30 protein-coding genes and 1 pseudogene are annotated in these 27000 nt (G+C 67.6%); 6 read left to right on the top strand and 25 right to left on the bottom strand.

Annotation, left to right across the window (positions count from 1 at the left end; genetic code table 11):
• Window positions 1–23: 23 nt before the first annotated feature.
• On the bottom strand, window positions 24–1334 hold the full coding sequence (locus tag L1081_RS31145) for a hypothetical protein (protein WP_489417335.1): 1311 nt from the start codon (window positions 1332–1334) through the stop codon (window positions 24–26).
• Here L1081_RS31145 and L1081_RS31140 point away from each other — a divergent pair.
• Entirely contained in the window at window positions 1333–1581 is a 249-nt protein-coding gene (locus L1081_RS31140) for a hypothetical protein (RefSeq protein WP_489417334.1), read from the top strand. The two genes, L1081_RS31145 and L1081_RS31140, sit on opposite strands and share 2 nt — an antisense overlap.
• Here the strand turns inward: L1081_RS31140 and L1081_RS31135 are convergent.
• On the bottom strand, window positions 1556–2869 hold the full coding sequence (locus tag L1081_RS31135) for an FAD-dependent oxidoreductase (protein ID WP_489417333.1): 1314 nt from the start codon (window positions 2867–2869) through the stop codon (window positions 1556–1558). The genes L1081_RS31140 and L1081_RS31135 overlap by 26 nt on opposite strands.
• On the bottom strand, window positions 2869–3867 hold the full coding sequence (locus L1081_RS31130; protein WP_489417332.1) for a tripartite tricarboxylate transporter substrate-binding protein: 999 nt from the start codon (window positions 3865–3867) through the stop codon (window positions 2869–2871). Before L1081_RS31130 ends, L1081_RS31135 begins: the two co-directional genes overlap by 1 nt.
• Window positions 3868–3919: 52 nt before the next feature.
• Here L1081_RS31130 and L1081_RS31125 point away from each other — a divergent pair, with 52 nt between their 5' ends.
• Window positions 3920–4870, top strand: a complete 951-nt coding sequence (locus tag L1081_RS31125; RefSeq protein WP_489417331.1) for a LysR substrate-binding domain-containing protein — start codon at window positions 3920–3922, stop codon at window positions 4868–4870.
• A gap of 22 nt (window positions 4871–4892) precedes the next feature.
• Entirely contained in the window at window positions 4893–5267 is a 375-nt protein-coding gene (locus tag L1081_RS31120) for a hypothetical protein (RefSeq protein WP_489417330.1), read from the top strand.
• 105 nt (window positions 5268–5372) lie between these two features.
• On the opposite strand, the gene L1081_RS31115 is transcribed toward L1081_RS31120, so the two are convergent.
• Together L1081_RS31115 and L1081_RS31110 are read right to left on the bottom strand one after the other, a co-directional pair.
• The gene (locus L1081_RS31115) at window positions 5373–7172 is read right to left on the bottom strand and encodes a hypothetical protein (protein ID WP_489418017.1); all 1800 of its coding nucleotides are present in this window, start codon (window positions 7170–7172) and stop codon (window positions 5373–5375) included.
• A 639-nt stretch (window positions 7173–7811) separates the two neighbouring features.
• A pseudogene (locus L1081_RS31110) lies at window positions 7812–8474 on the bottom strand (hypothetical protein); the annotation flags it as partial.
• On the opposite strand from L1081_RS31110, the gene L1081_RS31105 reads away from it, so the two are divergent.
• Entirely contained in the window at window positions 8359–8727 is a 369-nt protein-coding gene (locus tag L1081_RS31105) for a hypothetical protein (RefSeq protein WP_489418026.1), read from the top strand. The pseudogene L1081_RS31110 and the gene L1081_RS31105 sit on opposite strands and share 116 nt — an antisense overlap.
• Window positions 8728–8961: 234 nt before the next feature.
• On the opposite strand, the gene L1081_RS31100 is transcribed toward L1081_RS31105, so the two are convergent.
• From L1081_RS31100 to L1081_RS31070, 7 genes are all read right to left on the bottom strand, one after another.
• A complete protein-coding gene (locus tag L1081_RS31100; protein WP_489418016.1) occupies window positions 8962–10293 on the bottom strand; it encodes an amidase in 1332 nt (443 codons plus the stop codon).
• 14 nt (window positions 10294–10307) lie between these two features.
• Window positions 10308–11027 carry a DUF2848 family protein gene (locus L1081_RS31095; RefSeq protein ID WP_489417329.1) on the bottom strand — a complete coding sequence of 240 codons (720 nt, stop codon included), beginning with the start codon at window positions 11025–11027 and terminating at the stop codon, window positions 10308–10310.
• Window positions 11028–11049: 22 nt separating this feature from the next.
• Window positions 11050–12450 (bottom strand): TRAP transporter large permease subunit, encoded by a 1401-nt coding sequence (locus L1081_RS31090; RefSeq protein ID WP_489417328.1) that lies wholly within the window; start codon window positions 12448–12450, stop codon window positions 11050–11052.
• A complete protein-coding gene (locus L1081_RS31085; RefSeq protein WP_489417327.1) occupies window positions 12447–13067 on the bottom strand; it encodes a TRAP transporter small permease subunit in 621 nt (206 codons plus the stop codon). The genes L1081_RS31090 and L1081_RS31085 overlap by 4 nt, the downstream gene beginning before the upstream one ends.
• Window positions 13067–14140 carry a TRAP transporter substrate-binding protein DctP gene (locus L1081_RS31080; protein ID WP_489417326.1) on the bottom strand — a complete coding sequence of 358 codons (1074 nt, stop codon included), beginning with the start codon at window positions 14138–14140 and terminating at the stop codon, window positions 13067–13069. The genes L1081_RS31085 and L1081_RS31080 overlap by 1 nt, the downstream gene beginning before the upstream one ends.
• A 47-nt stretch (window positions 14141–14187) precedes the next feature.
• Window positions 14188–14580 carry a cupin domain-containing protein gene (locus L1081_RS31075; RefSeq protein WP_489417325.1) on the bottom strand — a complete coding sequence of 131 codons (393 nt, stop codon included), beginning with the start codon at window positions 14578–14580 and terminating at the stop codon, window positions 14188–14190.
• Between the two features lie 127 nt (window positions 14581–14707).
• The gene (locus tag L1081_RS31070; RefSeq protein WP_319435317.1) at window positions 14708–15625 is read right to left on the bottom strand and encodes a LysR family transcriptional regulator; all 918 of its coding nucleotides are present in this window, start codon (window positions 15623–15625) and stop codon (window positions 14708–14710) included.
• 157 nt (window positions 15626–15782) lie between these two features.
• Here L1081_RS31070 and L1081_RS31065 point away from each other — a divergent pair, with 157 nt between their 5' ends.
• Window positions 15783–16058 (top strand): hypothetical protein, encoded by a 276-nt coding sequence (locus L1081_RS31065; protein ID WP_489417324.1) that lies wholly within the window; start codon window positions 15783–15785, stop codon window positions 16056–16058.
• Window positions 16059–16087: 29 nt separating this feature from the next.
• On the opposite strand, the gene L1081_RS31060 is transcribed toward L1081_RS31065, so the two are convergent.
• Window positions 16088–16957 carry a LysR substrate-binding domain-containing protein gene (locus tag L1081_RS31060; protein ID WP_489417323.1) on the bottom strand — a complete coding sequence of 290 codons (870 nt, stop codon included), beginning with the start codon at window positions 16955–16957 and terminating at the stop codon, window positions 16088–16090.
• A gap of 83 nt (window positions 16958–17040) precedes the next feature.
• Between L1081_RS31060 and L1081_RS31055 the strand changes: the two genes are divergently transcribed.
• Entirely contained in the window at window positions 17041–17982 is a 942-nt protein-coding gene (locus L1081_RS31055) for an EamA family transporter (RefSeq protein ID WP_489418015.1), read from the top strand.
• Between the two features lie 15 nt (window positions 17983–17997).
• Here L1081_RS31055 and L1081_RS31050 read toward each other — a convergent pair whose 3' ends face one another.
• From L1081_RS31050 to accC, 12 genes are all read right to left on the bottom strand, one after another.
• The gene (locus L1081_RS31050; protein WP_489417322.1) at window positions 17998–18273 is read right to left on the bottom strand and encodes a hypothetical protein; all 276 of its coding nucleotides are present in this window, start codon (window positions 18271–18273) and stop codon (window positions 17998–18000) included.
• A 144-nt stretch (window positions 18274–18417) separates the two neighbouring features.
• Window positions 18418–18624 carry a hypothetical protein gene (locus L1081_RS31045; protein ID WP_319435299.1) on the bottom strand — a complete coding sequence of 69 codons (207 nt, stop codon included), beginning with the start codon at window positions 18622–18624 and terminating at the stop codon, window positions 18418–18420.
• Between the two features lie 102 nt (window positions 18625–18726).
• Entirely contained in the window at window positions 18727–19569 is an 843-nt protein-coding gene (locus L1081_RS31040) for a transporter substrate-binding domain-containing protein (RefSeq protein ID WP_489417321.1), read from the bottom strand.
• Between the two features lie 44 nt (window positions 19570–19613).
• Window positions 19614–20348 carry an ATP-binding cassette domain-containing protein gene (locus L1081_RS31035; RefSeq protein ID WP_489417320.1) on the bottom strand — a complete coding sequence of 245 codons (735 nt, stop codon included), beginning with the start codon at window positions 20346–20348 and terminating at the stop codon, window positions 19614–19616.
• Window positions 20349–20380: 32 nt separating this feature from the next.
• Entirely contained in the window at window positions 20381–21139 is a 759-nt protein-coding gene (locus L1081_RS31030; protein ID WP_489417319.1) for an ABC transporter permease subunit, read from the bottom strand.
• Window positions 21140–21145: 6 nt separating this feature from the next.
• Window positions 21146–21847: an ABC transporter permease subunit gene (locus L1081_RS31025; protein ID WP_489417318.1), complete on the bottom strand. Its 702-nt coding sequence runs from the start codon at window positions 21845–21847 to the stop codon at window positions 21146–21148.
• Window positions 21848–21879: 32 nt separating this feature from the next.
• Window positions 21880–22632 (bottom strand): SDR family NAD(P)-dependent oxidoreductase, encoded by a 753-nt coding sequence (locus L1081_RS31020; protein WP_489417317.1) that lies wholly within the window; start codon window positions 22630–22632, stop codon window positions 21880–21882.
• 155 nt (window positions 22633–22787) lie between these two features.
• Complete coding sequence (locus L1081_RS31015; RefSeq protein ID WP_489417316.1) at window positions 22788–23552, bottom strand: 5-oxoprolinase subunit PxpA; 765 nt, start codon at window positions 23550–23552, stop codon at window positions 22788–22790.
• Window positions 23553–23572: 20 nt separating this feature from the next.
• Window positions 23573–23980, bottom strand: coding sequence for a biotin/lipoyl-containing protein (locus L1081_RS31010; RefSeq protein WP_489417315.1), 408 nt, complete (start codon window positions 23978–23980; stop codon window positions 23573–23575).
• Window position 23981: 1 nt separating this feature from the next.
• Complete coding sequence (locus tag L1081_RS31005; RefSeq protein WP_489417314.1) at window positions 23982–24974, bottom strand: 5-oxoprolinase/urea amidolyase family protein; 993 nt, start codon at window positions 24972–24974, stop codon at window positions 23982–23984.
• A complete protein-coding gene (gene pxpB, locus L1081_RS31000) occupies window positions 24971–25639 on the bottom strand; it encodes a 5-oxoprolinase subunit PxpB (RefSeq protein ID WP_489417313.1) in 669 nt (222 codons plus the stop codon). Before pxpB ends, L1081_RS31005 begins: the two co-directional genes overlap by 4 nt.
• Entirely contained in the window at window positions 25636–26988 is a 1353-nt protein-coding gene (gene accC, locus L1081_RS30995; RefSeq protein WP_489417312.1) for an acetyl-CoA carboxylase biotin carboxylase subunit, read from the bottom strand. The genes pxpB and accC overlap by 4 nt, the downstream gene beginning before the upstream one ends.
• Window positions 26989–27000 lie beyond the last annotated feature (12 nt).

The following is a 27000-nucleotide window of genomic DNA, read 5'->3' as shown; positions in this document are numbered from 1 at the left end:
TGCCCCGCCGTTGCCGATCGCTGCTACTTCAAGGCGGCGCCGCCGCGTGCGAGATACTGAGCCGACAGGCGGGCGAACTGGCCGCCATCGGTGCTGATCGAGGTCTGAACGGAGCCTCCGGAACTGAAGACGATCGCGAAGGCATGGGTGTCGCCGTACTCCTGGGCGTTGCGCAGCATGTAGTCGACATGGTTGTCGCGATAGTGCAAATCGGTGCCGCCCGGCGTGGCGGAGGGCACGCCCATCGGCGTCTGCCACCACAGGATCGGCAGCCCGTTGCCCAGTGCGGAGCGGTAGTCCGAAATCTGGCGCTGGGACTCGTGGAAGTTCGGGCTGGCGACGTTGCTTTCGTCCCAGTAGAAGGGGCCGCTTCGCCCGGTGCATTCCACAGGCGGCGATGCAACTTCCCTGCAGCCCGCGTCGCGGTCGCTCGTCTGGGCGACGATGAAGTCCGCCTGGTGCGCCCCCACGGCACGCATCTGCGCGCCGACCTCGGCAGCGGTGCCGTTCCAGAACGCGGGCGGGAATCCCAGCAGCGCCTTGGGTGCGATCTGCCTGCCCATCTGCACCAGGCATTGGCCCAGGCCCGCGGCGGTGTTCGGCAAGCCGCTGCATTCGGACTGGCTGTTCACCAGGGCCGCCAGTTGCGTCGCGTCGCGAGACGGCGCCTGCGCCGCGACGAAGCCCCAGAAGTCCGGCTCCAGGTTGATCAGGACGGGCGTACCAAGGGCTGCGATGCGCCGGTACATCAATCGCACCTGCGCCCAGTAGCTGTTCATGAAGGCCGTGTCGTTGAGGATGCTCAAGTTGCCTTCGCCGTTCGTTGCCATCTGGTAGAGCGTGAACATCGGGACCGCTCCGTAGGCCTGGGCGGCCTGTGCGGTGTAGGTGATGTACGCGCCTTCCGGGCTGTTCCAGGTGGGCCAGGCACCTGCGCCCACGCCCACGAGATACGCGTCGACGATGTCCGGATGGATGTCCTGGCTTTTCATCTGCGCGAGGGTATTGCCCGCGCCGAGTCCGAGCAGCACGCGCGCGGGCTTGCCGAGCCTGGTCACCAACGCGGTGGTCGCCGGGGTGGGCGAAACGCCTCCATCCGTGCCGCCCGTGCCACCCGTATCACTTGTGCCGCCTGTACCACTCGTGCCACCGCCGCTTTGGCCATCGCCACCCTGGCTGCCGCCAGCACTGCCTTGGCCGCCGCTGTTGGCGCCGACCAGGCCGATCGGGGCGGCCACGCCGCCACCTTGACTACCGCCGCCTCCGCCACCGCAGCCGAACAGGAGCACCGAAAGCATCAGTGCGGAAACGCATCGCCGGGAAAACATGATCATGAAAAAGATTTTTTTTGAGAATGAAGGCAATCAGCTGCCGCGGCACGAGGTGCACGATCCATACCCGCGCCTGCTGCCGGCGAAGAACGCACGAATCGAAGCGAAAAGTGACATGGAGTGTCGCTTCGGGATCCGACTTGCGACAGCCATGGATGGCATTCGGATTGCGGCCGACAAAAAAGGAATGTCGAAGCAACATTCCGTGTCGCAGATCCTTCGGGTCAGGCCAGCTTGGCCCCGTCCTTGAGCAGCCGCTCGCGCAGTGCCGGCATCGACACCGCACGAACGCGCCCGGCCTGCTTCGGCTGCGCGGCCATTGCAGCCGCCACGCCGGCCGCCTGGCCCACGGCCATCGAGATGGTCATCACGCGGATCGCGGCGTGCGCGCTATGCGTCGCCGAGACGCCGCGACCGACCGCCAGTGCGTTGTCGAAACCGACCGGAATCAGGCTGCGGTATGGAATCTGGTACGCGTGGTCGCCGCCGAGCCCTTCGTAGCGCAGCTCTCCGCCGGCAGCCGGATGGATGTCGATCGGATATGCGCCGGCGGCAATCGCATCGGGGAACTGCTCCGGGCGCAGCAGTTCCTCGCTGGTCAGGACATGGTCGCCGAGGATGCGGCGCGTTTCGCGAACGCCAACCTGCGTGCCGAATGCGCGCAGTTGGCCTGCCTCGCAACCCGGCACGCATCGCCGCAGGTACTGGGCCGCATTCCAGGCCTGGCGCCGGCCCTCGATCTCGGCGGCGCCCAGGGCCATCGCGTCCGTGGCGTCGATGCCGAGACGGCCGATATTGAACCAGCTGTCGGTGCTGAAGGGATCGCGGCTCGCGTGCAACGCGGCGCGCGCCAACTGCCCCTCGTCGTAGCCGCGCCGCGCCAGGGCCGCGATCTCGGTTTTCGAAAGGGCTTCGAAACGCGCGAAGTCGATCGGCCCGAAGCGGAACATCATGGTGGCCGGCTGCAGTGCCTCGCCATCGTCGAGTTCGAGGAAAGCAGCGCCCGCGCGCTTCAGCGCATCGATGTCCCCGGAAGCGTCGATCAGCACCTGCGCGCGCAATTCGACAACGCCGCTCTTGGTCAGCACGTGCACGGCATCGATGTGTCGACCGGTCGCCCGGACGTCGAGCACGCTGGCGTGCAGCAGCGGGCGCACGCCGGCTTCCTGGATCATGTCGTCCAGCACCAGCTTGAGTACCTCGGGCGCGTATTCGACGCGGTCCATCCTGTGGCCCGTCGACATCACGAAGCTCGCGTGCCGGCCGGCGCCGCCGTACCTCTCGAGCCGCATCACGACCTCGTCGGCCAGGCCCCCGATCACCCGGCGGCCGTTGGCGGTTTGCCAGCTGTTGAACTGCGCGACGGCGCCGGCCGTGGCATTGCCGCCGAGAAAGCCGTAGCGTTCGACCAGCACCACCGAAGCCCCGCCGCGCGCGGCCGCAACCGCCGCCATGGCACCTGCAACGCCGCCGCCGCAGACAACCACATCCGCGTCGATCGTCCTTGCGATGCGATAGCCGAAGCTCTGGTCTTCCATCACGAGTCGGCCTTGATGCCGCGTGCCTTGATCACCTGTTGCCAGCGCGTCCCCTCGTCTTTCAGGTATTGCGCCGTGGCATCTCGGCCGCTCGCGACGGGCTCGACGCCCAAGGGAGCGAAGCGAGCCTTCACGGCATCGCTCGCCAGGGCCTGCACCAGCAGCGTTTCCAGGCGGGCGAGGCCTTCCTTTGGAATCGTGCCCTTCGGCGCGACCAGTGCGGCCCAGCCCTGCACTTCGAGGCTGGGCTGCCCGAGCGACCGCAGCGTCGGCGCGCCCGGCAGCGCGGCCACGGGTGCGGGCGAAGACACGGCCAGCGCGCGCAGGCGGCCCGAGCGGATGTGCGCGATCACGCTGGGCAGGTTCAGGAATCCACAAGAAACCAGGCCTCCGATCAGATCGGGTACCAGCGCGCTCTCACCCTTGTAGGGAACACTGGTGATCGCGGTTTGCGTCTGGATCGCGAACAGCTCGGCCGTCAGGTGCGCCAGCGTGCCGTTGCCGCTGTTGCCGGCGGTGAGCGTGCCGGGTCGTGCCTTCGCTTCGGCGACCAGTTCGGCAAAGCTGGCGATCTTCGAGGACGCAGGCACGACCAGGACCAGCGGCTGCGCCGACACCATGCCCACCGCGTCGAAGTCGCGCGCCACGTCGTAGCCGGTCGACGGATTCAGCACCGGATTGATCACCATGCTGTTGCTGCCCATGAGCAGCGTGTGGCCGTCCCTGCTCTGCGCGGCGGCCATCACGCCGATGGCGCTGCCGGCGCCCGGCCGGTTCTCCACGATGACGCTCTGCCCCAGTTCCGGCGCCATCACTTCGGCCAGCACGCGCGCCGAGCTGTCGGCGCCGCCGCCCGGTGCGAACGGCACGATGATGCGCACCGTCCTGCTTGGCCAGGCCTGTGCGGCCAGGCCGCGTCCTGCATAGGCGACGGCAAGGGCAAGCGCGACGGTGGAAAGCACCGCACGCCGGTTCATTGTCGGAAGGTGTTCGATCATTCGCCTGTCTCTCGTCCTGGGGGTGTGCGATCGATCATAGGAAGCGGCGCCTTTGCCAGCCAATACCAAGATCTGGCGTTCCCATAACATCGTGTTATCCGGAGGCCAGATGAACCTGAGACAGATCGAGGTATTTCGCGCCGTGATGCTGGCTGGCTCCGTCACGGATGCCGCGCGCCTGCTCCACGTGTCGCAGCCGGGCATCAGCCGCATGCTCGCGCACATCGAACTGCAGCTGGGCCTGCGCCTGTTCGAGCGCAAGAAGGGCCGGCTGCTGCCGACCCCGGAAGCGCAGGCCCTCCACGAAGAAGTGTCCGAGGTGTATGGCGGCATCCGTCGGGTGACCGAGCGCGCCGAGGAGCTCAAGTCGGGCGCGCGGCTGTCGCTGCGCGTGCTGGCCAGCCCGAGCACCGCGCTGGTCGCCGTGCCGCGCGCCGTGGCGGCGCTGGCAAGCGAATATCCCGCCGCCAGGATCTACCTGGAGACGCTGCCGACCCGCGAAATGCTCGGCCGCCTGATCCGCCGCGAAGCAGACCTCGCGATCTCGACCATCCCGACCGACAACGCACTGCTGGCATCGAAACCGATCGGACAGTGGCGCCTTGTCTGCGTGTTCCCCAGGGGTCATGCGCTGACGTCGAAACGCTTGCTGCATCCCCGCGATGTGCTGAATGAGCGCCTGATCTCGTTCAGCCGGGACACGCCACAGGGCCGCATCATTGCCGACTGGTGCGCCAGCAGCCAGGTGGAGGCGGCGTCATCGGTCGAGGTGCGTTCCGGCCAGATGGCCTGCGCGCTGGCAGCCTGCGGCGCTGGCATTGCAATCGTGGACGACCTGACGGCGCGCGCCTGTCGCAGCAGCGAGCTGGACTTCCGGCCGATCGTCGGCAGTCCGTTGCTGGGCATCTTCGCGCTCGCGCACGAGGGCTTCGCGCCGTCGGTGCTCGGCAAGCGGATGATCGAACTGGCGGCGGCCTCGCTAAAGCAGGCGGGGCGCGGCTGAACACCGCGTCAGAATGCAGCGCATGAACAATCAAAGCGAAATGCGGGACACGGCCGAACACGTCCCTTTCGAGGAATTCCGCCAAGGCTTGCCGCAAGGGCGCTTTCGCGTGATCGTCAATCCCGCGCTGGCAGCGGCTTTCGTGTCTCACCGGACGTACGCCATGCCGCTGGCGATTGCTCTCATCGGCCCGGGCATCGCCCTGGCGCTGGCCGGCCATCCATGGATAGGTGGGCCGCTGGTGGCGGCCGGAATCCTGTTGCGATGGTCTGTCAAGACCCACGCACCGCGCATCCTGCTGCACCTGGCCACGCGCGTGCCATCGATCTACGAGCAGGCCACTGTGCATGGCGTGATGGAAGTGCGCCGCGCCGATCCGGCCGCAGCGTTGCGCTGAGCCAGATCTGCGCGGGCTTGTCCGGGACAGGCCGCGAAGGCCCGTCCCTTTTCAGCAGCATCCACCGCCGCCCCTCTCGAAGAAGGACGGTGGCCGGATCATCGATCAGCCCAGCAGGCTGTCCAGGATGCTGGCAACCGGCGTTCCGCTGCCGCCAAGCCCTTGATCGACCTGGCTGGTGATCGGAGCGATGGTTCCTCCCAGGAGGTCGCCGCCGAGCAGGTTGCCGACAAGGCCGTCCTCACCCAGCACGCCGTCGAGCAGGTCACCGCCGAGCAAGTCGCCACCCAGGAGGTCACCACCGAGCAGGTTGCCGACGAGGCCGTCTTCACCCAGCACGCCGTCGAGCAGATCACCGCCGAGCAGATCACCACCTAGGAGGTCGCCACCGAGCAGGTTGCCGACCAGGCCGTCTTCACCGAGGACGCCATCGAGCAGGTCGCCGCCGAGCAGATCACCGCCCAGGAGGTCGCCGCCAAGCAGGTTGCCGACCAAGCCGTCCTCACCGAGGACACCATCGAGCAAATCACCGCCGAGCAGATCACCACCTAGGAGGTCGCCACCAAGCAGGTTGCCGACCAGGCCGTCTTCACCGAGGACGCCATCGAGCAGGTCACCGCCGAGCAGATCACCGCCCAGGAGGTCGCCGCCAAGCAGGTTGCCGACCAAGCCGTCCTCACCGAGGACGCCATCGAGCAGGTCACCGCCGAGCAGATCACCACCCAGGAGGTCACCACCGAGCAGATTGCCGACGAGACCGTCTTCACCAAGGATGCCATCGAGCAAATCGCCGCCGAGCAGATCACCACCCAGGAGGTCACCGCCGAGCAGATTGCCGACAAGGCCGTCTTCGCCCAGCACGCCGTCGAGCAGGTCGCCGCCAAGCAAGTCACCACCCAGGAGATCGCCACCGAGCAGGTTGCCCAGCACGCCGTCCTCGGACAGCAAGCCGCCGACCACGCCGTCTTCACCCAACAGGCCGCCGAGCAGGCCATCGTCACCCAGCACGCCGTCGGTCAGACCGCCGAGCAGGCCGTCTTCGCCGCCCAGCAGGCCACCGAGCGGGCTGTCTCCGATCAGGCCGCCGACGACGCCGTTCACGCCGAGCAGGTTGTCCACCACGCCGTCCTGACCGAGCAGGCTGCCGGTCAGGCCTTCGCTGCCCAGCACGCCGGCGAGTGTGCCTTCTCCGCCCAGCAGGCCACCGACCAAGCCGTCGCCGCCCAGCAGGCCGCCGAGTGCACCGTCACCGCCGAGCAGGCCACCGAGCAGGCCCTCTTGGCCCAGCGGTCCGCCGAGCAGGCCGCCCAGCACGCCGTCTTCACCCAGGAGGCCGCCGATGACACCTTCGTCGCTCAGCACGTTGCCCAGCAGGCCGCCGACGGCGCTGTCTTCACCCAGCAGGTTACCGACCAGGCCGTCTTCGGCGAGCAGGCCGCCTACGAGGCCTTCTTCTTGCATCAGACCGCTCAGCAGGCTGTTCTCGCCCAGCACGCCTTCGACCACGTTTTCGACGACGCCGCCGTCGCCCACGAGGTCTTCCAGGACACCGTCGAGGCCGAGCGCCGTGGTCGCGCCGCTCAGGATGCCGTTTTCGCCCACGAGGTTGTCCAGACCGTTCTGAAGCGCGTCGGTGACGTGGTCGACCTGGCCGACCAGTGCATCGGTGGCGCCTTCGCCCAGCAAGGCGTCGACGATGGGCGCGGCCACGCCGTCCACGCTGTCGACCACTGTTTCGGTGAAGTCGTCCACCGGATCGAACTGGTTCGGATCGTCCCGCGTGAACTCTTCGCCCAGGATCGGAGACACGATGTCGTCGATCAGGTCGGTCGCGCCATCGATGACGCCGGGCACCGGTGTGAGTGAACCACCCAGGCCCAGGTTGTCATCGGTCGAGCCGATCAAGCCGCCGGCGAGGTCATCGCCCGGATCGAGGAGGTGATCGCCGTCTGCATCGGCGTCTGCATCTGCATCTGCATCTGCATCTGCATCAGCGTCTGCATCGGCATCGGCATCGGCATCGGCATCGGCATCAGCGTCTGCATCGGCGTCAGCATCGGCATCGGCATCGGCATCGGCATCGGCATCAGCGTCTGCATCGGCGTCAGCATCAGCATCAGCATCAGCATCAGCATCAGCATCAGCATCAGCATCAGCATCAGCATCAGCATCAGCGTCAGCGTCAGCGTCAGCGTCAGCGTCAGCGTCAGCGTCAGCGTCAGCGTCAGCGTCAGCGTCAGCATCAGCATCAGCATCAGCATCGGCGTCAGCGTCTGCATCGGCATCGGCATCAGCGTCGGCATCAGCGTCGGCATCGGCATCGGCGTCGGCGTCAGCGTCAGCGTCTGCATCGGCGTCAGCGTCTGCATCGGCATCAGCGTCGGCATCGGCATCGGCATCGGCATCGGCATCGGCATCGGCATCGGCGTCAGCATCGGCGTCAGCATCGGCATCAGCATCAGCATCAGCATCAGCGTCTGCGTCTGCGTCTGCATCGGCATCGGCATCGGCATCGGCATCGGCATCGGCATCGGCATCAGCGTCGGCATCGGCATCAGCGTCTGCATCGGCATCGGCATCGGCATCGGCATCGGCATCAGCGTCTGCATCGGCATCGGCATCGGCATCTGCATCGGCATCTGCATCGGCATCTGCATCTGCATCTGCATCTGCATCTGCATCTGCATCTGCATCGGCATCGGCATCGGCGTCGGCGTCGGCGTCGGCGTCGGCGTCAGCATCGGCGTCAGCATCGGCGTCAGCATCAGCATCAGCATCAGCATCAGCATCAGCATCAGCATCACTGTCGCTGTCGCTGTCACCATCATCAAGCCCGCCTCCCGTACCGCCCCCGCTGCCAAGGAAGAACGGAACCGTTCCGCCGTCGCTGCCGCCACCGCCGCTCAATGCCGCGCCGAGCGCGACCGCGCCGAGTGCGCCAAGCGCGAACTCGCCCAGGCCGATGCCGGCTGCGCCGGTATGCGCCTTGGTGACGGCGACTGCTGCTGCGTCAGCATCGTTGTCGGGCGGCGTGATCTTGAGGTCGCCCGCGGCGACGTCGACGTTCACCTGCTCGAGGCCGCCCGGCAGCTTGGTCGATCCGAGCGTTGCGTCGGTGCCGCCGGTAAAGACGCCGGCCAACGGCGCCTTGTTGGAAGGCGAGCCGGGAAACAACACGTTGGCCTGGCCGCCTTCGGGGACCAGCACGCGGTCGCCGGTGAGCAGGGCGTGGCTGCCGTCCACGGGAATCCGGACGCCGTCGCGAATCAGCGCGGTGCCGGGAGTGGCATTGGAAAGCGATCCGATGCTGGACGGCCCGGAGGCGGCGACCGGCGGCACTGTGGACGATCCCATCGGAGCGATGGGGGTCACCGTAGCTTGGGCGATGACCACCGGTGCAACGTCGTTGTTGACGGCTCCGGAAGTGGATGGAATCGATGTCTGCGACGCGGTCATGTGAGAGGCCTCCTCGTTGGTTGGATGGTCACAAGTGGCAACATGCGTGCCACTGCCCTTCCACTCCGGGGAAACCTCGTGCGATTTATTGCAAGTCGTTGATTCGAAAGGATTTTTAGCTATTCGTGCGTGCGGTGGAAGCAGCGCCGTTCGTCACAGGCACCCAAGCTTTTGGCTGTTGCTACGTTACGTGGGGGATCACGTACCACGTAACACGGCATCGAATCCGGCCGCGATATCAGCAGTCGGCCAACGATCTCTCCACCGCCAGCGCAACGCCCGCGAGCTGCGCATCGTCCCCACGCACGGAGGAAAGCATCAGCCCCACCGGCAGTTCACCGTCGCGGTGGCACGGCAGGCTGAAGGCGCAGCCGTCGAGGAAATTGATGGCGAAGGTATTGCGCAGCAGCAGGCCGTTGGCCTTGAAGAATTCGGCGTCGGCCGCGAGCGCGTCGATGGCCGGCGCGACGATCGGCACGGTGGGGCAGAGCAAGGCGTCGAAACCTTCGAGCGCCGCTTCGACGCGGCCGATCCAGTCGCGGCGGCGGTCCTGCATCAGGAGGTAGTCGGCGGCGCCGACCGACATGCCAAGGTCCACGCGGACCGCGACCCGCGGGTCGAAGCGCTCGCGCTGCGCACCGATGCGCGCGCGATGCACGGCCGACGCCTCGACGGGCGAGAAGCCGCCCGGCGCGTTGATCCCGGCGATCTCGGCCAGTTCTGCGAGCGTGACGTCGACCACGATGGCGCCCGCCGCCGACAGCGCGCTCACCGCACGGTCGAAGGCCCGCGCGACGGCCGGCTCGATGCCCTCGAACATCAGCGTGCGCGGCACTGCCAGGCGCAGGCCCTGCAGCGGGCGCCGGCGCACCGCGAGCGGCGTGCCGGCAATGGCGGCATCGACGATGAGGCAATCGGCCACGCTGCGCGTCATGGCGCAGACGGTATCGAGTGAGCGCGCAAGCTCGAAGGCCCCGGTGCGCGGCACCCGAGCCTGGGTGCTCTTGAAGCCGACGAGCCCGCACAGGGCCGCGGGAATGCGGATGGAGCCGCCGGTGTCGGAGCCCAGGCCCGCGACGGCAAGGCCCAGCGCCACCGACACCGCGGCGCCCGACGACGAACCGCCGGGAATGCGCGCCACGGCGGCATCCGCGGGATTGCGCGGCGTGCCGTGGTGCGGGTTGATGCCGACGCCGGAAAAGGCGAACTCGGTCATGTTGGTCTTGCCGATGATGGCCGCGCCGGTGCTGCGCAGGCGGGCCACGGCCACGGCGTCTGCGGCCGCCGCGGGTTCGCCCTCGCACACGACCGAGCCGGCCATGGTGGTTTCGCCCGCCACGTCGTAGAGGTCCTTGACCGTGACGGGCAGGCCGGCCAGCGCGGGCAGCACGACGCCGGCGCGCTGCGCCGCATCGGCATGGCGCGCGGCGGCCAGCGCCGCTTGTGCGTAGCGCTTCGTGAACACGTGCCGTGCGGCCGGTGCTTCGGAGTCTTCGAGCGCCCGCGCCACCACGGCTTCGTGCGACACCTCGCCGCGCGCGATGCGCCCGCGCAGCGTGGTGATGTCCATCCCGGCGGCGGCCGTCACGCGACCACCTCGAGCGCCTGCACGGCATAGCGGTGCACGATGCTGCGCTTCAGGCGCGGGTCGTGGATCTCGAGCTCCATCTCGGTGGCCGGGCGAATGCCCTCGCCCTTGCCGTTGGGAATGGCGCCGAGCGTGCCGCAGGTCATGAAGCGGCCTTCGTCGCCGCCTTCGGCCTGGTAGATGCCATCGCGCAGCGCAGCCAGCGGGCGGATCGAAGCGAAGGTGCCCTGCTGGTAGTCGATCCACCGGCCCTCCTCCAGGATGCGCGAGCGCAGATGCAGCTCGTCCTGGTAGGGCGCCACGTCGCGCCAGCGCCAGGCGGTGGTTGCGACCGGCTTGGCGCACATCTGCTTGGACACCGCGACCGAGTAGGTCTCGACGCGGCGGTCGGTGTGGTCGGAAGCCACCGTGAGCCACCACTCGCCGGCGGCGCAGAAGAGCATCGGCTCGGCTTCGCCGGAGCTCTGCGCGCCGAGGGCCTCGATGGCGGCCGACTGCGTGAGCAGCCCGGCGCTCACGCGGTAGTACAGCGGCACGCTCGACGGCCGCGGCACGCCGATGGCTTCGAGCTCTTCGATGTGGTGGGCAATGGCGGCAGCGTCGCGGCCGGTCCAGCCGGCAATCACGAGCTGGCGCGCCGGCACCGATAGAAGTTGCGCCGAGCGCGTGCCGTCGGCCGCCACGCTTTCACAGGCGAAGGAAAGGGTCAATGACATGAAAGGCTCCGTGAACAGGGGGTCACATGAGATGGGCCGGCAGCCACAGCGCGATGGCGGGGAACACCATCAGCACGATGATCGCGAGCATGTAGACGAACATGAAGGGCAGCACACCCGCAAAGACGTCGGTGATGGGCCCGGGCTGCCGCCGCATGCCCTGCAGCACATAGAGCACGGTGCCGTCGGGCGGGCTGATCATGGCGATCTCGACCAGCATGGTGATCACCACGCCGAACCAGATCGGGTCGTAGCCAAGCGCCGTGACCACCGGGAACAGCAGCGGAATGGTGGTGATCACCATCGACATGCCTTCCATGAAGGTGCCCAGCGCCAGGTAGAAGCCGATGATCACCAGCATGATCACCCAGCCCGGGAACGGCAGCCCGGTCAGGAACTTCGCCAGCATCTGCGGAATGCCCAGCGACGACAGGATGTAGTTCAGGAAGTACGCGCCGAACAGGATCAGCGCGATCATCGAGGTGGTGCGCGCGGTGGCCCGCATCGACTCGGCCAGCATCTTCCACTTGAGCTTACGGTCGACCAGCGCCAGCAGCAGGCTGCCCGCCACGCCGAGCGCGGCCGACTCGGTGGGCGTGGCCCAGCCGGCGTAGATGGTGCCCAGCACCAGCGCAATGAGCAGCGCCGTGGGCACCAGGTCCGACAGGCTTGCGATGCGGTGCTTCCAGCCGATGGCCTTCGAGGCCTCGTCGCCGTGCAGCTTCAGCCGGTAGCTGTAGTACAGGATGACCGCGGTGAACAGCAGCACCACCAGGATGCTCGGCCCCACCGCCGCCAGGTACAGCGCGCCCACCGAGGTTTCGGTGATCAGCCCGTAGATGATGAAGGTGATGCCTGGCGGGATCAGGTTGCCCAGCGCGCCGCCGGCGGCGAGCGAACCCAGCACCAGCTTCGGCGGGTAGTGGCTCTTCTCGAAATACGGCAGCGCCACCGAGCCCATGGTCGCGGCGGTGGCCACGCTGGAGCCGGCCACGGCCGAGAACACGCCGCACGAGACGATGTTGGTATGCAGCAGCCCGCCGGGCAGCCGGCCCATCCAGATGTTGAGCGCGCGGTACAGCCGCTCGGAGAGGCCGGCGCGCAGCATCACCTCCCCCATCAGCAAAAAGAGCGGCACCGACACCAGCACGAAGTTGGTCGAGGGGCTCCAGATCATCTCGCCGATGAAATTCCAGAACGGGCGGTCCGACAGGCCGAAGCCCGCCAGCAGCGAGAGCACGGCCAGGGCCGCACCCACGTAGATGCCGCCGGCAAAGAAGCCGACGAAGGCCACCAGCACTGCGGCCAGCGCCCACCAGGGCACGCTGGCCGAAGCGGCCGCGGCCGCATGCCCCTGCACCCCGAAGAGCGATGCACCGGCAATCAGGATGCCAATGGCGACGATGAAGACGATGGCGATCATCGGGAGACTCCTGCTGCCGCCGTGGGCACGGCGGGCTGCTGCATGCCTTGCTGTGCTTCGGCCACGGCCTCCAGCGTCTCGGCGGCTTCGTCGATGTAGGTGCGTGCCATCAGCATGCGGTCCATGCCGTCGGCGTCGCCGGTAGCGAGCTGGCGCACGGCACGCGCGGCCAGCGCGACCACGGCCAGCAGCAGCAGGCCCAGGCCCGCGGCCCACAGGCCCTGCGGCAGCGCCAGCGGCGTGTGCAGCGTCGACAGGTCGGTGGCGCTGAAGTCCCACGAGTCCTTGGTCAGCGAGAAGGCGCCCCAGGCGAAAAAGCCCGAGGCGGCCATGAGCGCGATGAGCGACGCCAGGTGCAGCCAGACGCGCAGCTTCAGCGGCATCTTCTGCACCAGCACGTCGATGCGCACATGGCCGCGCTCGAACAGCGTGCCCGCCAGGCCCCAGCTCATGCCGATGGCCATCAGGTAGCCGGTGACTTCGGTCGTCGCCTCGGTCGAGAAGCCCAGCAGGCGCCGGGCCGCGATGTCGAAGCAGATCAGCAAGGTGATCACGAGGTAGCACCAGCCGGCGATGGTCACCGCCTTGGCGCTCACCCACTCGAGTGCGCGGAACATCACTTGGCCATGTACTTGATGCCGGTGATCGGTGCGATCACGTCGGTGTAGACCGCCGCGCAGCGTTCGCCGCAGCGCTTGATCCAGCCGGGCAGCACCTCATCGGCCAGGTGCTTCTGCAATGACGCGCCAACGCCGGCCTCGGGCTTGGCTTCGACCATGGGCTTCTTCATCAGCGTGTGCAGCTTGCAGTCTGCGGCGCGGCCGACGTTGCAGGCGATGCCGTCGTTGGTGGCTTCCACGCCCAGCTTCCACTGCGCTTCCTGCACCTCGCTCATCGTCTTCTCGAACTGCGCGCGGATGGCCGGGTCGAGCTTGTTCCACCAAGCGAGGTTCACGAAGTAGCCGGAGGTCGACCATGAAAGCGGCAGCGTGTAGAGGTGCGTCGTGACCTCGGGCCATTTCACGCCGTTGCCCGAGCCGGCGCCGGTGATGCCGCAGTCGACCGTGCCGCGTTCCAGCGCGGTGTAGACCTCGCCGAAAGCCAGCGACACCGGCTGGCCGCCGAGCGACTTGATCAGGTCCGAGGCCGACGGACCATTGGTGCGCACCTTCAGGCCCTTGAGGTCGGCCAGGCTCGCCACGGGCTTGCGGCAGAACAGCATCTGGCCCGAGAACGGATAGGTCGCGACCAGCTTGATGCCCAGGCGCTGCAGTTCCTTGTTGGCCACCGGCACCATCGCGTCGGCCACCTTGCGGGCCTGGGCGATGTCGGCGTTCATGCCCGCGAGGTCGACGCCGTCGAGCATCGGCACGTCGCCCGAGACGGTGGTCAGCGGCGCGGCGGCAATGTCGACCTGGCCCGAGCGCACCAGGCGCAGGACTTCGGGGCCGTTCACGTTGCGCTCGGGCCAGGACGAGAGCGTGACTTCCACGCGCCCGCCGGTCGCCTTGGCGATGCCGTCGCGCAGCAGCGGCTGGTCGACCTTGGTGTACTGCGGCAGGTTGGGCGCCACCTGCGTGATGGCCTGCACGGCGAGCTTCGGGCCGGCCGGCACCTGGGCGGCGGCGGCACCGGCCAGCAGTGCGGCGGCCACGGCGACGGATGCGAGGGAAGACAGCGAACGCTTCATCGGGAACTCCTGGAACAAGAAAAAAGGCCGGGACTGGAAACGGGTGTTCATTCGTAGTACTGGATCTCGAACAGCACGCAGCCGGTGCGCGACACGAAGGGGCCGTGCACCGCGCCCGGCGGACGGCAGGCGAAGGTGTAGCGGCCGAAGGCTTCGCCGCCCTCGCCTTCCGCGTCGCAGCCAACCACCAGCTCGCCTTCGACGATGAAGACCTCTTCGTGGAAGTCGTGCACCACGGGCCGGTCGATCAGCGCGCCGGCCGACCAGCGGGCCAGGCGGGTGCGCGAGCCGGTGCATGCGGCGGTGTCGAGGTTGTCGGCCAGCAGCAATTCTTCGATGCGTCCTGCGGTGCAAGGCACCGGCGACCATTCGGTGTCATCCGCATCGGGTCGGATCGCGAAGAATTCGCGATGTCCTTTTCCGGTCATGAGCTTGTGCATGGCGCGCAGTGTTGTCGCGCGCCCCTGCAGGGTCAAACGGGAAATTCTTTGGGCGGGCGATAGGATTTCGTGATGCACAGCCCTGGCGCATTGGTGCGCCCCAGCCGCGGGCGCGGCGTGGGCCGGATCAGGGCGCGAGCACGTCGTCGCGGCAGGTGGCGATGAACTGATCGCACGATATCTGCGCCATGCCGACCAGCGCCTCGGCCAGGGGCGACGCCGGCTCCAGCCGCATGCTGGCAACCAGCGGCAGCGCAATGGGCACCGGGTCGACATCCAGCACCACCAGCTTGCCGTGCAGCAGGTCCTGCTGGATCACGGCCAGCGGCAGCAGCGCCGTGCCGAAGCCCGTGCGCGCCAGGTCGATCATCGCGCCCAGCGACGAGAAGTAGCTCACGCGCAGGTTGGTGCAGCCGCTCGCGTTCTGGGCGATGTTGCGGTAGACGCTCGATTCGCGGTTGAACGAGATGATGGGCTGCGTGGCGATGTCGGCAAAGGACAGCAGCTTGCGCGAGGGGAACTTGAGTGCCAGCGCGGGGCTCGTGACCCAGCGCATCGCCAGGTTGGCGATGCGCCGGTTGTCGATGAAGCCGGGCGTGATCTCTTCCGACAGGATGGCGCAGTCGAGCGTGCCGCGCAGCAGGTCGTCGCGCAGCCTTGGCGTGATGTCGGAGATCAGCTCCAGCGTGGCGTTGGGGTATTTCTCGGCAAAGCGCGAGAACAGGTCGGGCAGCCAGGTGTGGGCCACCGTTTCGATCACGCCGATGCGCAGCATGCCCGAGAAGGCATCGGCCTGGCCCATGGCCGCAACCATGCGCGCCTGCATCTCGATCATGCGTTCGGCATGCGGCATGAGTTCGGTGCCCTGGTAGGTAAGCATGACGCCGCGGTGCTCGCGGTCGAACAGGCGCACGCCGAACTGCTCTTCCAGCGTGGCGATGCGGCTGGAGATGCCGGCCTGCGTGGTGTGCATCTTCTCGGCAGCTGCCTTGAAGCTACCTAGCTTGGCGACCCAGACGAAGGCTTCGAGAAAACGCACGTTCATCGGACGAGTCTATGAGGAGTTGCCGGCTACGCCCTGCGTGACATATTTCACACTACCGAGCCTAAATGTCACCAGTTTTGGGTATTTCAGACCTGAATGTAATCCATTAGGCCTCTTTTTACGTTCTGGCGCTTCAACACCGAGACGGGAGTGCCGCATGACCACCACAGATCCACAAGCAGTCTTCGAGGCGAGCGGACGCCTGGGCGCCATGGAGGTCCTGGGAACACAGGTCAGTGCGGTGGTGTCGATGCTGCGCGCCATGTATGCGGCGCACCCCGAGCCGGCGAAGGTGAGGTACGGTTTCGACCGGCTGATCGGCCAGCTGCTGGTCAGCCCCTACATGGGCCACGACCCGGACCGCGCCATCGTCCTGCTGGACACGGCGACGGCGTTGACGCGTCCGCTTGCGGAAGCCGATCCGCGCGGATAGCACGGGCAGCTTGGCTGCAAGCGACCAAGCTATGCCGGGCTCAAGGTCCTCAGCATCTGCTCGTACATGGCATCCACCGCCGGCGAGCGCAGCGACACCTTGCTGCGCAGCGCCGCCACATCCATCGATTTCAGCTTCGGCAGATCGAAGCCGGTGGGCAGGTTCTGCAATATCTGCAGGTGGGCCGGAACGCTGCAGCGCGTGAACACGGCCACGGCCAGGCCGCTCTCCACGGCCGCGAGCTGGCCGGCGAGGCTGGAGCTGTGATAGACGATGCGATAGGCGCGCCGCCTGGCCGCCAGGCTCGAGAGCGCGGCAGTTCGGGCCATGCTGCCCGCTTCGTAGACCGCAATCGGCAATGGATTGCGGCGCCAGGCTTCATGCTGCGCCGTGCCCACCCACACCAGCGGCTCCTGGAACAGGAGCTGTCCGCGCTGCGGCTTGTCGCGGGAGACCAGCGCCAGGTCCAGCTCGCCCCGCGCGATCTTGGGGATGAGGGAGGTCGACTGCTCGCAGGTCAGTTCGATTTCCACCCCTTTGTAGCGGCCGGCAAAGCTGCGCAGCACTGGCGTCAGGTAGGTGGAGGCGTAGTCGTCCGGCACGCCGAGCCGCACGCGGCCGGCCAGTTCCGGTCCGAACATGGCGTTCTGCGTTTCCGACTGCAGTTCGAGCATGCGGCGCGCATAGACCAGCAGCTGCGCGCCCGCCGGCGTCACTTCCAGGTGCCGCGGGCCGCGCAGCAGCACGGCCTGGCCGAGCGCGTTCTCCAGCTTCTTGATCTGCATGCTCACCGCCGATTGCGAGCGGTGGACCAGGGGCGCCGCGGCGGACAGCGAGCCGGCATCCACCACCGCCACCAGGGCGCGCAGCCAGTCGATCTGGAAATCGGGATATTTCATGGTCGCTCTCATTCGATATTCGAATGATAGGCGTTCGAACTATGCGCTTTACGCCGATGCCGCATGGGCAGACGATCAGTTTCATGCAAAAGAAGGCAGTTCAGGTGCACCCCGTGTTCGCGGCGGCGCGGCCATCCAACCGGGAAAGCACGGGCCAATGGCTGCTGATTGCCGGCGGCGTGCTGCTCGGCACCGTCGGTGTCTTCGTGGAAGAGGCGAGCCAGCATCCGCTGGTCACGGTCCTGTTTCGCTGCGCCTTCGGTGCATTGGCCTTGCTCGCATGGGGTTTGGCAACCGGTCGAATGAACGAGTTGCGGCTGCACGGCAAGAGCTGGTGGATCGCCTGCGCGACGGGCTGCCTGATGGTCGTGAACTGGGCGCTGTTCTTTGCGGCCATCCCGCGCATCTCGATTGCGGTGGCCACCATTGTTTTTCACATCCAGCCGGTGTGGATCATTCTCTTCGGCGCACTGGTCCTGCGTGAAGCCGTGTCGGCGCGCCAGTGGGCCGCCACCCTGGCCGCGCTGTGCGGGCTGGCGTTGACGACCGGCCTGGTCGGCAGCATGGCATCGGTGGCCTCATGGGGCAGCGACTACGCGCTGGGCCTGCTGATGTGCCTGGGCGGCTCGCTCTGCTATGCCGCGGTGACCATCCTCGCCAATACGGAAAAAACCATCACATCCTACGCGCTGGCCTGGTGGCAGTGCGTGACCGGGGTCGTCGTTCTGGCGTGGGCGCCTTTTGTGTTCGGCTGGCCCGGCCAGGCATCGGCCTGGGCGTGGCTCGCGGGGCTGGGCGTGCTGCACACCGGCTTGGCCTACGCGATTCTTTTCGCGGGCATGGCCCGGCTTTCCCTTGGGAAAATCGCCGTTCTGCAGTTCGTGTACCCGCTGACCGCGGTGCTGGTGGATTGGGGTGTGTACGGACGCAGCTTGAATGCCGTCCAGTTTGCGGGCGTCGCCCTGATGGTGTTTGCGCTGTGGACGATCAAACAACCGAAGCGGGATGCGGCGGGCGTCGGCTGATCGACCACGCGAAGCTCACATCAATCGCAATCCCCGCGCGAACTGCATCGAGGTCTTCACGAACTTGGGCGCGTCGTTCATCTGGGCGAGTTCGGCAAGGCCTTCCTCGGTGATGCGCTTCACCGTCGCGATGCGCGAAGCGGCATCCCGGCCCGCCGGCCTGACGGGTGCGAACTCGGCCTCGATCAAACCGGTGGCCACGAGCACCGAGACGATCCGGACCTCCTCCGGAAGGGCGACTCTGACGGGCAGCAGCGTGTGCTGCAGCCTCAGCAGGAACAAGAGCGGCATTCAATCCTCCGATTGCCGGCGCTTGTCCAGTCCAAAAATGCCGGCTTTTTTGGTTCTGAGAAATGTAGCCTTAAGTACCCTTTCCTGCATCTGGCCACACGGCATAGCCCATGCGTGTCAAGAAGCGGGGCGGAGCGAAGAAGCTCAGCGCGGAGCCACGAGGTCGCGCCGGAGGCTCCAGATGCAGGCCCCAAGGCGAAGCAGCTCTTCGACCCTGCGGTCGTAGAACGCACTCTGCGCATCCTCCTGCGCAATGAGCGTGGCGATGTGGTCGAGGGCGTCGGCGGGCGTAAAGCCGAGCCCGGCGCGTGCCATCTCGATCACGGTCACCAGGGCCTTGGTCTTCTCCATGCGGTGATGATGCCGACGAAACCGGGTAAAAACAATACGCAGTTTCGTTTTAATGATTACTACTTATAACCAGTCGCGTTCGCGGGGCGGCGAAGCGAACGCTCAGGGCAGGAGTTCGAACTTGAGGTCGGCCAGCGGCATGACCTTTTCTTCGCGCGTCATCTTGTATTCGGTGTTCGGGCCGAGCCACTTCGCCCAGATCTTGTCGAGCTCGCCCGACTTCTCCAACGCGTAGAGCGCGCCATTCACCTTGGCAAGCAGCACCGGCTCGTCCTTCTTCATGCCGACGCCGATGGGCTGCAGCACCATCGGCTCCTTGATCATCTTCAGCGCCACGCCCTCGGTCTTCGACTGGTTGACCAGCTTGGTGATGGTCATCGTGTTCGCGACCATGCCGACCGACTTGTTCTGCTGCACCGCCATGAAGGCGGAGCCCGTGTCCTGGAAGGTCACCGGTTCCGAGCCGTTCATCTTGATCGACAGCTCCGAGGTCGAGCCCTTGGTCGAGCTCAGGCGCTTGCCCTTGAAGTCGGCCTTGGCCGTGCCGGGGTCGGATGCCTTCACCGCGAGCATTTCCTTGGCCACGTAGTACGGGTCGCTGAACTGGATCTGCTCGCCGCGGCTCTTTGTATAGGCCAGGTTGGCAATGGTCACGTCGACGCGCCCGAGCTTGACCTCGGGCACGCGCGCTTCCACCGACAGCGGCGTGACCTTGGCGGTGAGTCCGAGCTCCTTGGCCAGCGCATGGCACAGGTCGACGTCGTGGCCCACCATCTCGCGCGTCTTCGGATCGGGCGCGGCAAACGGCGGCACGTCGGCGAAGGTGCCGCAGCGCAGCTCCTTGCGCGCGCTGATGTCGCTCCACTGGTCGGCTTGCGCCAGGAAAGGCGCGGCGCCAAGGCAGGCGCCGATGGCGGCGAGACGGAAAGTGGTTCTGTTCGACATGCTGGACTCCTGAAGAAATTCGAAGGAAATGAAGAAAACGAAGCTCAGTGCGCGCGCAAATCCGACAGGAAGCGCTGCGCGCGCGGATGCTGCGGACTGCCGAAAAAGGTCTCGGGGTCGGCCTTCTCGAGGATGCGGCCGGCGTCCATGAACCAGACGCGGTCGGCCACTTCGCGGGCGAAGTTCATCTCGTGCGTGACGCACATCATGGTCATGCCGTCGCCGGCGAGGCTGCGCATCACCGAGAGCACCTCGCCCACCATCTCGGGGTCGAGCGCGCTGGTGGGCTCGTCGAACAGCATCGCGGGCGGCTCCATCGCGAGCGCGCGGGCAATGGCCACGCGCTGCTGCTGCCCGCCCGAGAGCTGGGCCGGGTAGGCGCCGGCCTTGTTCGACAGGCCCACACGCTCGAGCAGTTGCGCCGCCCGCGCCTTCGCGTCGGCCCGCTTCACGCCCAGCACCCGCATGGGCGACAGCATGATGTTCTCCAGTACGGAGAGATGCGGAAACAGGTTGAAGCTCTGGAACACGAAGCCGATGCGGCTGCGCAGCTTGTTGAGCGCCGCGCTGCTCATGGGTGCGTGAATGTCGTGGCCGTCGAACAGCAGCTGCCCCGACTTCACTTCCTCCAGCCGGTTGACGGTGCGGATCAGCGTCGACTTGCCGGAGCCCGAAGGCCCGCAGACCACCACCACCTCGCCCTTCTTCACCTCGGCGTTGACGTCGGCAAGCGCCTGGTAGTCGCCATACCACTTGTTGATGTTGGAGAACAGGATCATGGTGTCATCCCCTGCGGGGTGTGGAACGGGGTTCATGGATTCACCACCACCGGTGGCGGCAACGAAGCGCCGTCTTCGGATGCCTTCGGCGAAACGGCGCCGAGCCGCTTGTGGGCCACGCGCCGCTCCAGCCATTGCGCCAGCTGCGTCAGGCTGAAGCAGACGACGTAGTACGTCATCGCCAGGATGAAGAACACCTGGAACGGCTTGGTCAGCAGCTGGTTGTTGATCTGGTTGGCCGCGAAGGTCAGCTCCTGCACGTTGATCACGTAGCCCAGCGTGGTTTCCTTGATGGTGGAGATGAACTGGCTCAGCATGCTCGGCAGCATGTTGTAGAGCGCCTGCGGCAGGATCACGAACCACATGGCGCCCAGGTGGCTGTGGCCGAGTGCGCGCGCCGCCTCGGCCTGACCCTTGGGCAGGGCCTGGATGCCGGCGCGCACCACCTCCGACAGGTAGGCGCCCTCGTAGATCACCAGCGTGCACAGCATGGTGGTGAAGCCCGACACGTCGCGCCCGATCAGCATCGGTACCAGGAAGTAGACCCACAGGATCACCATCAGCAGCGGCACGCCGCGCACCACATAGACCAGCACCGTGGCCGGCCAGCGCAAAAGGCGCCAGGGCGACAGCCGCGCCAGCGCCAGCAGCACCGACAGCGGAAACGCCAGCACGATGCCCAGCACCGACAGGATCAGCGTGGCGACGATGCCGCCGAGCGGCCCGCTGGGGTACTGGCCGATGAGCAGCAGCAGCCAGTTGTCGCGAAGGATTTCATAGACGCTGAACATGGCTTGCTACCTCGCTCCGACGATGCGGTAGCGCCGCGACAGCCAGCCGCCCACCGCCATGATGAGCAGCGAGCACACCAGGTACAGCACCGTCGCCATGCTGTAGGCCTCGAAGGTGCGAAAGCTCTGGCTCTCGATTTCCTTCACCGCGTGGGTCAGTTCGGCCACGCCGATGGCCATCGCCAGGCTGCTGTTCTTGAACAGCGACACGCTGTGGTTCACCAGTGCCGGCACCGCGTTGCGGATGGCCTGCGGCAGCATCACGTGGCGCATCGAACCGATGTAGCCATGGCCGAGCGCGCGCGCGGCCTCGGCCTGCCCGGCCGGGATGGAGCGCAGGCCCGAGCGCATGTCCTCGCTGAAGTAGGCCGCCTGGCAGAGCCCGAGCGCGACGATCGAGAGAATCGTCTCGGCGTTGTGGGCCGACAGCCAGCCCTGCAGCGCATCGGGCAGCAGGCTGAAGATGCCGAAGTACCAGAGCATGAGCTGCACCAGCGTCGGCACGTTGCGGTGGTAGGAGACATAGCCGGCCACCACGCGTTCGGCCAGCCGGCTCGGCGTGAGGCGCACGACCAGCAGCACGACCGCCATGGCCATGGCCAGCAGCCAGGAGCCAGCCGCGATCTTCAGCGTCTCCAGCAGGCCGTGCCAGAGCATCGCACCGAACTCCGGCTTCAGCAGGATCGCGAGCAGGTCGAAGTCCTTCATGTGCTGCTCCTTGGCGTGGCCATGCAGGGCGCTCAGGCTTGCGGCGCTTCCGGGCGCGCGGTCGAGAGCCCGCCGGGCACCTGCAGCGTGGGCGTGATTTCCATATGGCCCACGTTGACCGCGATGGGCGCCGCAATCGCGAAGGCGATGGCGTTCGCGATGTCCTCGGCCTGCGGCAGCTCGTAGCCTTCGACGAAGCGCTTGTGGGTTTCTTCGGAGTCGCCGTGCACGTGCGCGAAGATGTCGGTGGCCACGCGCCCCGGGCAGATCTCGGTCACCCGCACGCGCTTGCCGAAGACGTCGATGCGCAGCTGGCGCGACAGCATGCTCACGGCCGCCTTGGTCGCGTGGTAGGTGCTGTTGCCACCGAAGTTGTAGGCCGCGGCAATGGAGCTGATGTTGACCACGTGGCCCCGGTCGCGCGCGGCCATGCCGGGCACCACGAGCCGGCACAGGTGCAGCACGGCGCGCAGGTTCACGTCGACCAGCAGGTCGATGCCCTCGGCGTCGGCCTTGAGGATGGAGCCGGGGCGGTCCACGCCGGCGTTGTTGACCAGCACGTCGAATTCCACCTCTTGCGCGAGGCGGGTGATGCCGGCCAGGTCGCTCACGTCGATGGCGTGCGGGATGCAGCCGGTGCGAGTGGCCAGTTCGGCCAGCTTGTCGGCGCTGCGCGCCAGCGCGTGGACCTTCAGGCCTTCCTTGCAGAGGCGCTCGACGACGGCGGCGCCGATGCCCGAGGAGGCCCCTGTCACCAGCGCGGTCTTGTAGTCGGAGAAGGGCATCTTTGTTTCTTTCGTGGAACTGGAGATCGCTGCTTCGAATTCACTGTATCGAGCGCTTCTTTGCGGCGCCAAGACGGATTGGCTGTGGAGCGATAAGCCGTCCTTATGTTGCCCCGTGTTCGCGCATACGGCCTAGGGTAAGCACCATGTCCGACCTAATCCGACTGCCTCGATATGGGCACCACGCGCCCCACCTGCTCGACCACGCCGCGCACCGCGCGCGCCAGCTCCACCGCACCGGGCGTGTCGCCATGCAGCAGGATCGAATGCGCGCGCATCGGGATCTTCTTGCCGCTGTAGCTGGTGACCGTGCCCTCCTCCAGCAGCTGGCGCACGCGCGCCAGCACCGCGCCCTGGTCGTGGATGACCGAACCAGGCAGCTTGCGCGGCACCAGCAGGCCGTCATCCTCGCAGGCACGGTCGGCCAGGAAGGTGGTGCGCACGCGCAGGCCGCAGCGTGCGGCCGCGTCCTCGATGGCGCGGCTGGCGGACGAGCTCACGATGAGCATCGGATCGAAATCCGCCACGGCGCGCACCAGCGGCTCGGCGAGCGCGGCGTCCGCCGCGGCCATGTTGCCGAGTGCGCCGTGAAAGCTCATGTGCGTCATGCGGTGACCGGCGGTGCGCGCCATGCCGTCCAGCGCGCTCAGCTGGTAGAGCACGTAGGCGACGAGTTCCTTCGGCTCGATCTGCATCGGCCGGCGGCCGAAGCCGAGCAGGTCGGGAAAGCCCACATGCGCCCCCACGTCGACGCCCCGTGCGCGCGCCATGCGCACGGTGCGGTCCATGATGACCGGATCGCCCGCATGGAAGCCGCAGGCCACGTTGGCGGAAGAGACGATGTCCAGCAGCGCTTCGTCCTCGCCCATACGCCAGGGGCCGAAGCCTTCGCCGAGGTCTGCGTTCAGGTCGATGTCCATGAGAGTCCTTCTCTCGTTCGTCAGAGGGGATGCAGGTCGACGAGCGGCGTGCCGTAGCCGACCGCCAGGCCGTCGGCCGTGTGGATGCCATCGACGATGCCGGCCTGCGGCGCGGTCACGGGCAGCAGCAGCGGGCCGATCTTCAGCAGGCCGACGGTCTGGCCGGCTTCCACGTGCTCGCCGATGCGCACCAGCGACGCGGTGGCCAGCGGATGGCTGTGCAGGAACACGCCGACCGAGGGGGCGTGGACCGACACGGGCGCGGTCTCGGCCTCGGCCTCGGTCACCTCGGCGGGAAGTTCCACGATGTCGTCGCCCTGCCGGCCGAGGCGCAAGGTGCCCTGCGGGGTGCGCAGTTCGAACAGGCCGATGTCCGTGTCGGCGAGCCATGCGGCGAATCGGCTGGTTTGCAGCGCAATGTCTTGCATGTCAGCGCCCCGCCGCGGGCGCACCGCGGTGCAGTTCCACCATGCGCGCCACCTTGTCGAGCCAGGCGCGCACTTCGTCGAGCGCGGCCAGCGCTTCGTCCCAGGTGGTTTCGATGAAGCGCACACGGCTGCCGATCGGCGCCTGGCCAAGGCGCCACATGTCGGCCTCGATCACCGTGCCGAACTTGGGGTAGCCGCCCGAGGGCTGGGCATCGCGCATCTGGATGATCGGCTGCCCGCTGTGCGGCACCTGGATCACCCCGGGCACGATGCCGTGCGAGCGCAGCTCCATTGGCGCGATGGGGCGCAGCGCCTCGCCCTCCAGGCGGTAGCCGTAGCGGTCGCTCTGCGAGGTGATCTTCCATTCGCCGGCCCAGAAGGCGGCGCGCGATGCCGGCTCGAACCCCAGGTACTCCGCCGCCGGCAGCACGCGCACCGCCGCGACGCCGTCCTGCTGCAGTGGCAGCATGAGCGCGGGTGGCACCAGGCCGAAGCCGGTCTTGCATACGGCTCCCGCAGCGCCGGTACGCAGCACGTCGCCCCGGCGCAGCGCACGGCCTTCGTGGCCGCCGAACGCGCCGCGCAGCTGCGTGCTGCGCGAGCCCAGCACCTCGGGCACGTCGACCCCGCCGGCCAGGCACAGCATGGCGCGGCTGCCGCGCTGCTGTGCGCCGCCTTGCGGCAGGCCCAGCGCCAGCACCTGCCCGGCCCGCGCCTGGTGCACCCACCAGGGCAGCAGCGGCTGGTCGTCCAGCCGGGCCGCGCAATCGGCGCCGGTCAGCGCGAACGCGCAGTCCTCGTCGAAACGCACCTTGAAGGGAAATACCGGCACTTCGACGGCGGCCGCGTCGAGCGCATTGCCCAGCAGCAGGTTGCCGGCCGCGAGCGCCAGGTTGTCCATGGCGCCCGAGGTGCCGACGCCCCAGCGCAGGCTGCCGGTGCGCCCCAGGTCCTGCACGGTGGCGAGCGCGGCCGAGGAAAGCACTTCGATCATCGGACGATGCCCTCCACGCGAAAACGGATCATGTCGCCCGGCTGCAGCGCCGCGGGCGGGTCCTGCGCGGGATCGAAGAAAGACATCGAGGTGCTGCCGATGGTGTTCCAGCCGCTGGGCCCGGCCGAGGCCGACACGCCGGTCTGCGCGCCGCCGATCGACACCGCGCCGCCCGGGATGCTCAGCACCGGCACCCTGCGACGCGGCGTGGCGATGCGCGCGTCCATGCCGCCCAGGTAGCAGTAGCCCGGATGGCTGCCGAGTGCATACACCGGGTAGAGCGGCGCGCTGTGCAGCTCGACGATGCGCTCGACGCTCAGGCCGGTGTGCGCCACCACGTCGGCCATGTGCGGGCCGCCCGCACCGCCGTAGACCGCGGGCAGCTCGACCACCCGGCCTTCCCGCGGCCGCGCGACGGCCGCGTCCCACGCATCGCGCAGGCGCGCCTCCAGGGCTTCGAGCGCAGCGAGGCCGCGCGGCGGGTGCAGGAAGGTCAGCATCAGGTTGTTCATGCCCGGCACGGCTTCGCGGATCTCGGGCCAGGCCTGGGTCTCGTGCGCCAGCGCCCAGATCCGTTGCTGCGAGTTGAGGTTCATCTCGCCGGGCGCCTCGAAGATCAGCGCGGTCGTGCCCAGCGGGCTGATCGATGGCCGCTGCGCGATCATGCCGCGCTCCTTTGCTGCAGCCAGCGTTCGAGGTGGTGGATGTCCACGCCGCCGGCGGCAAAGCCTTGGTCGCTCAGCAGTTTGCGGTGCAGCGGCACGTTGGTCGCGATGCCATCGACGCGCATTTCGGCGAGCGCGAGGCGCATGCGATCGAGCGCATCGGTGCGCGTGCTGCCGTGCACGATCAGCTTGGCGATCATCGAGTCGTAGTAAGGCGGCACGCGGTAGCCGGCGTTGGCATGCGAATCGACGCGCACGCCGAAGCCGCCCGGCACCTGCCAGCCGGTGATGCGCCCGGGCGTTGGTGCGAAGGTCTCGGGGTTCTCGGCATTGATGCGGCATTCGATCGCATGGCCCTGGCACCGCACCTCGTGCTGCACCAGCGAAAGGCGCTCGCCGCGCGCCATGCGCAACTGCTGCTGCACGATGTCGATGCCCGCGGTCATCTCGGTCACCGGGTGCTCGACCTGCAGGCGGGTGTTCATCTCGATGAAATAGAAAGCGCCCTTCTCGTAGAGGAACTCGAAGGTGCCCACGCCGCAGTAGCCGATCTGCCGGCAGGCGGCCGCGCAGCGCTCGCCCACCTCGGCCATCAGTGCCTCGTCGATGCCGGGCGCCGGCGCCTCCTCGATCACCTTCTGGTGGCGGCGCTGCAGCGAGCAGTCGCGGCTGCCCAGCCAGACGGCGTTGCCGTGGCTGTCGGCCAGCACCTGGATCTCGACGTGGCGCGGGTGCAGCAGGAACTTCTCGATGTAGACCTCGGGGTTGCCGAAGGCCTGGCGCGCTTCCTCGCGCGTGAGCGCCATCGCATCGAGCAGCGCGGCTTCGCCCTGCACCACGCGCATGCCGCGCCCACCGCCGCCGCCCGCCGCCTTGACGATCACCGGGTAGCCGATCGCGCGCGCGAGGGCCTGCACCGCGACCGGGTCGTCCGGCAGCGGCTCGTCGGGCCCCGGCACGCAGGGCACGCCGGCCTTGCGCATCGCGCGCTTGGCCGAGACCTTGTCGCCCATGGTGCGGATGCAGGCGGCACTGGGGCCGACGAAGACCAGGCCGGCCTGCTCCACGCGCGCGGCAAAGCCCGCGTTCTCCGACAGGAAGCCGTAGCCCGGGTGGATGGCCCGCGCGCCGCTGACTTCGGCGGCAAACAGGAGGGCGGACTGGTTCAGGTAGCTCTGTCCCGGCGCGGAGGGCCCGATGCACAGCGCCTGGTCGGCCTGTGCGACATAGCTGGCTTCGCTGTCGGCCTCGGAATGCGCGACCACGGTCCTTAGGCCCAGCCCGCGGCAGGCGCGCAGGATGCGCAGGGCGATCTCGCCGCGGTTGGCGATGAGGACGGTATCGAACATCGCGCGGCCTTT

The sequence above is a fragment of the Variovorax sp. MSC1_012 genome, assembly GCF_023667525.1.
Lineage (GTDB): Bacteria > Pseudomonadota > Gammaproteobacteria > Burkholderiales > Burkholderiaceae_C > Variovorax > Variovorax beijingensis_B.
The sequence above is the reverse complement of the archived record's forward strand: the minus strand, read 5'-3'. Positions and strand labels throughout refer to the sequence as shown.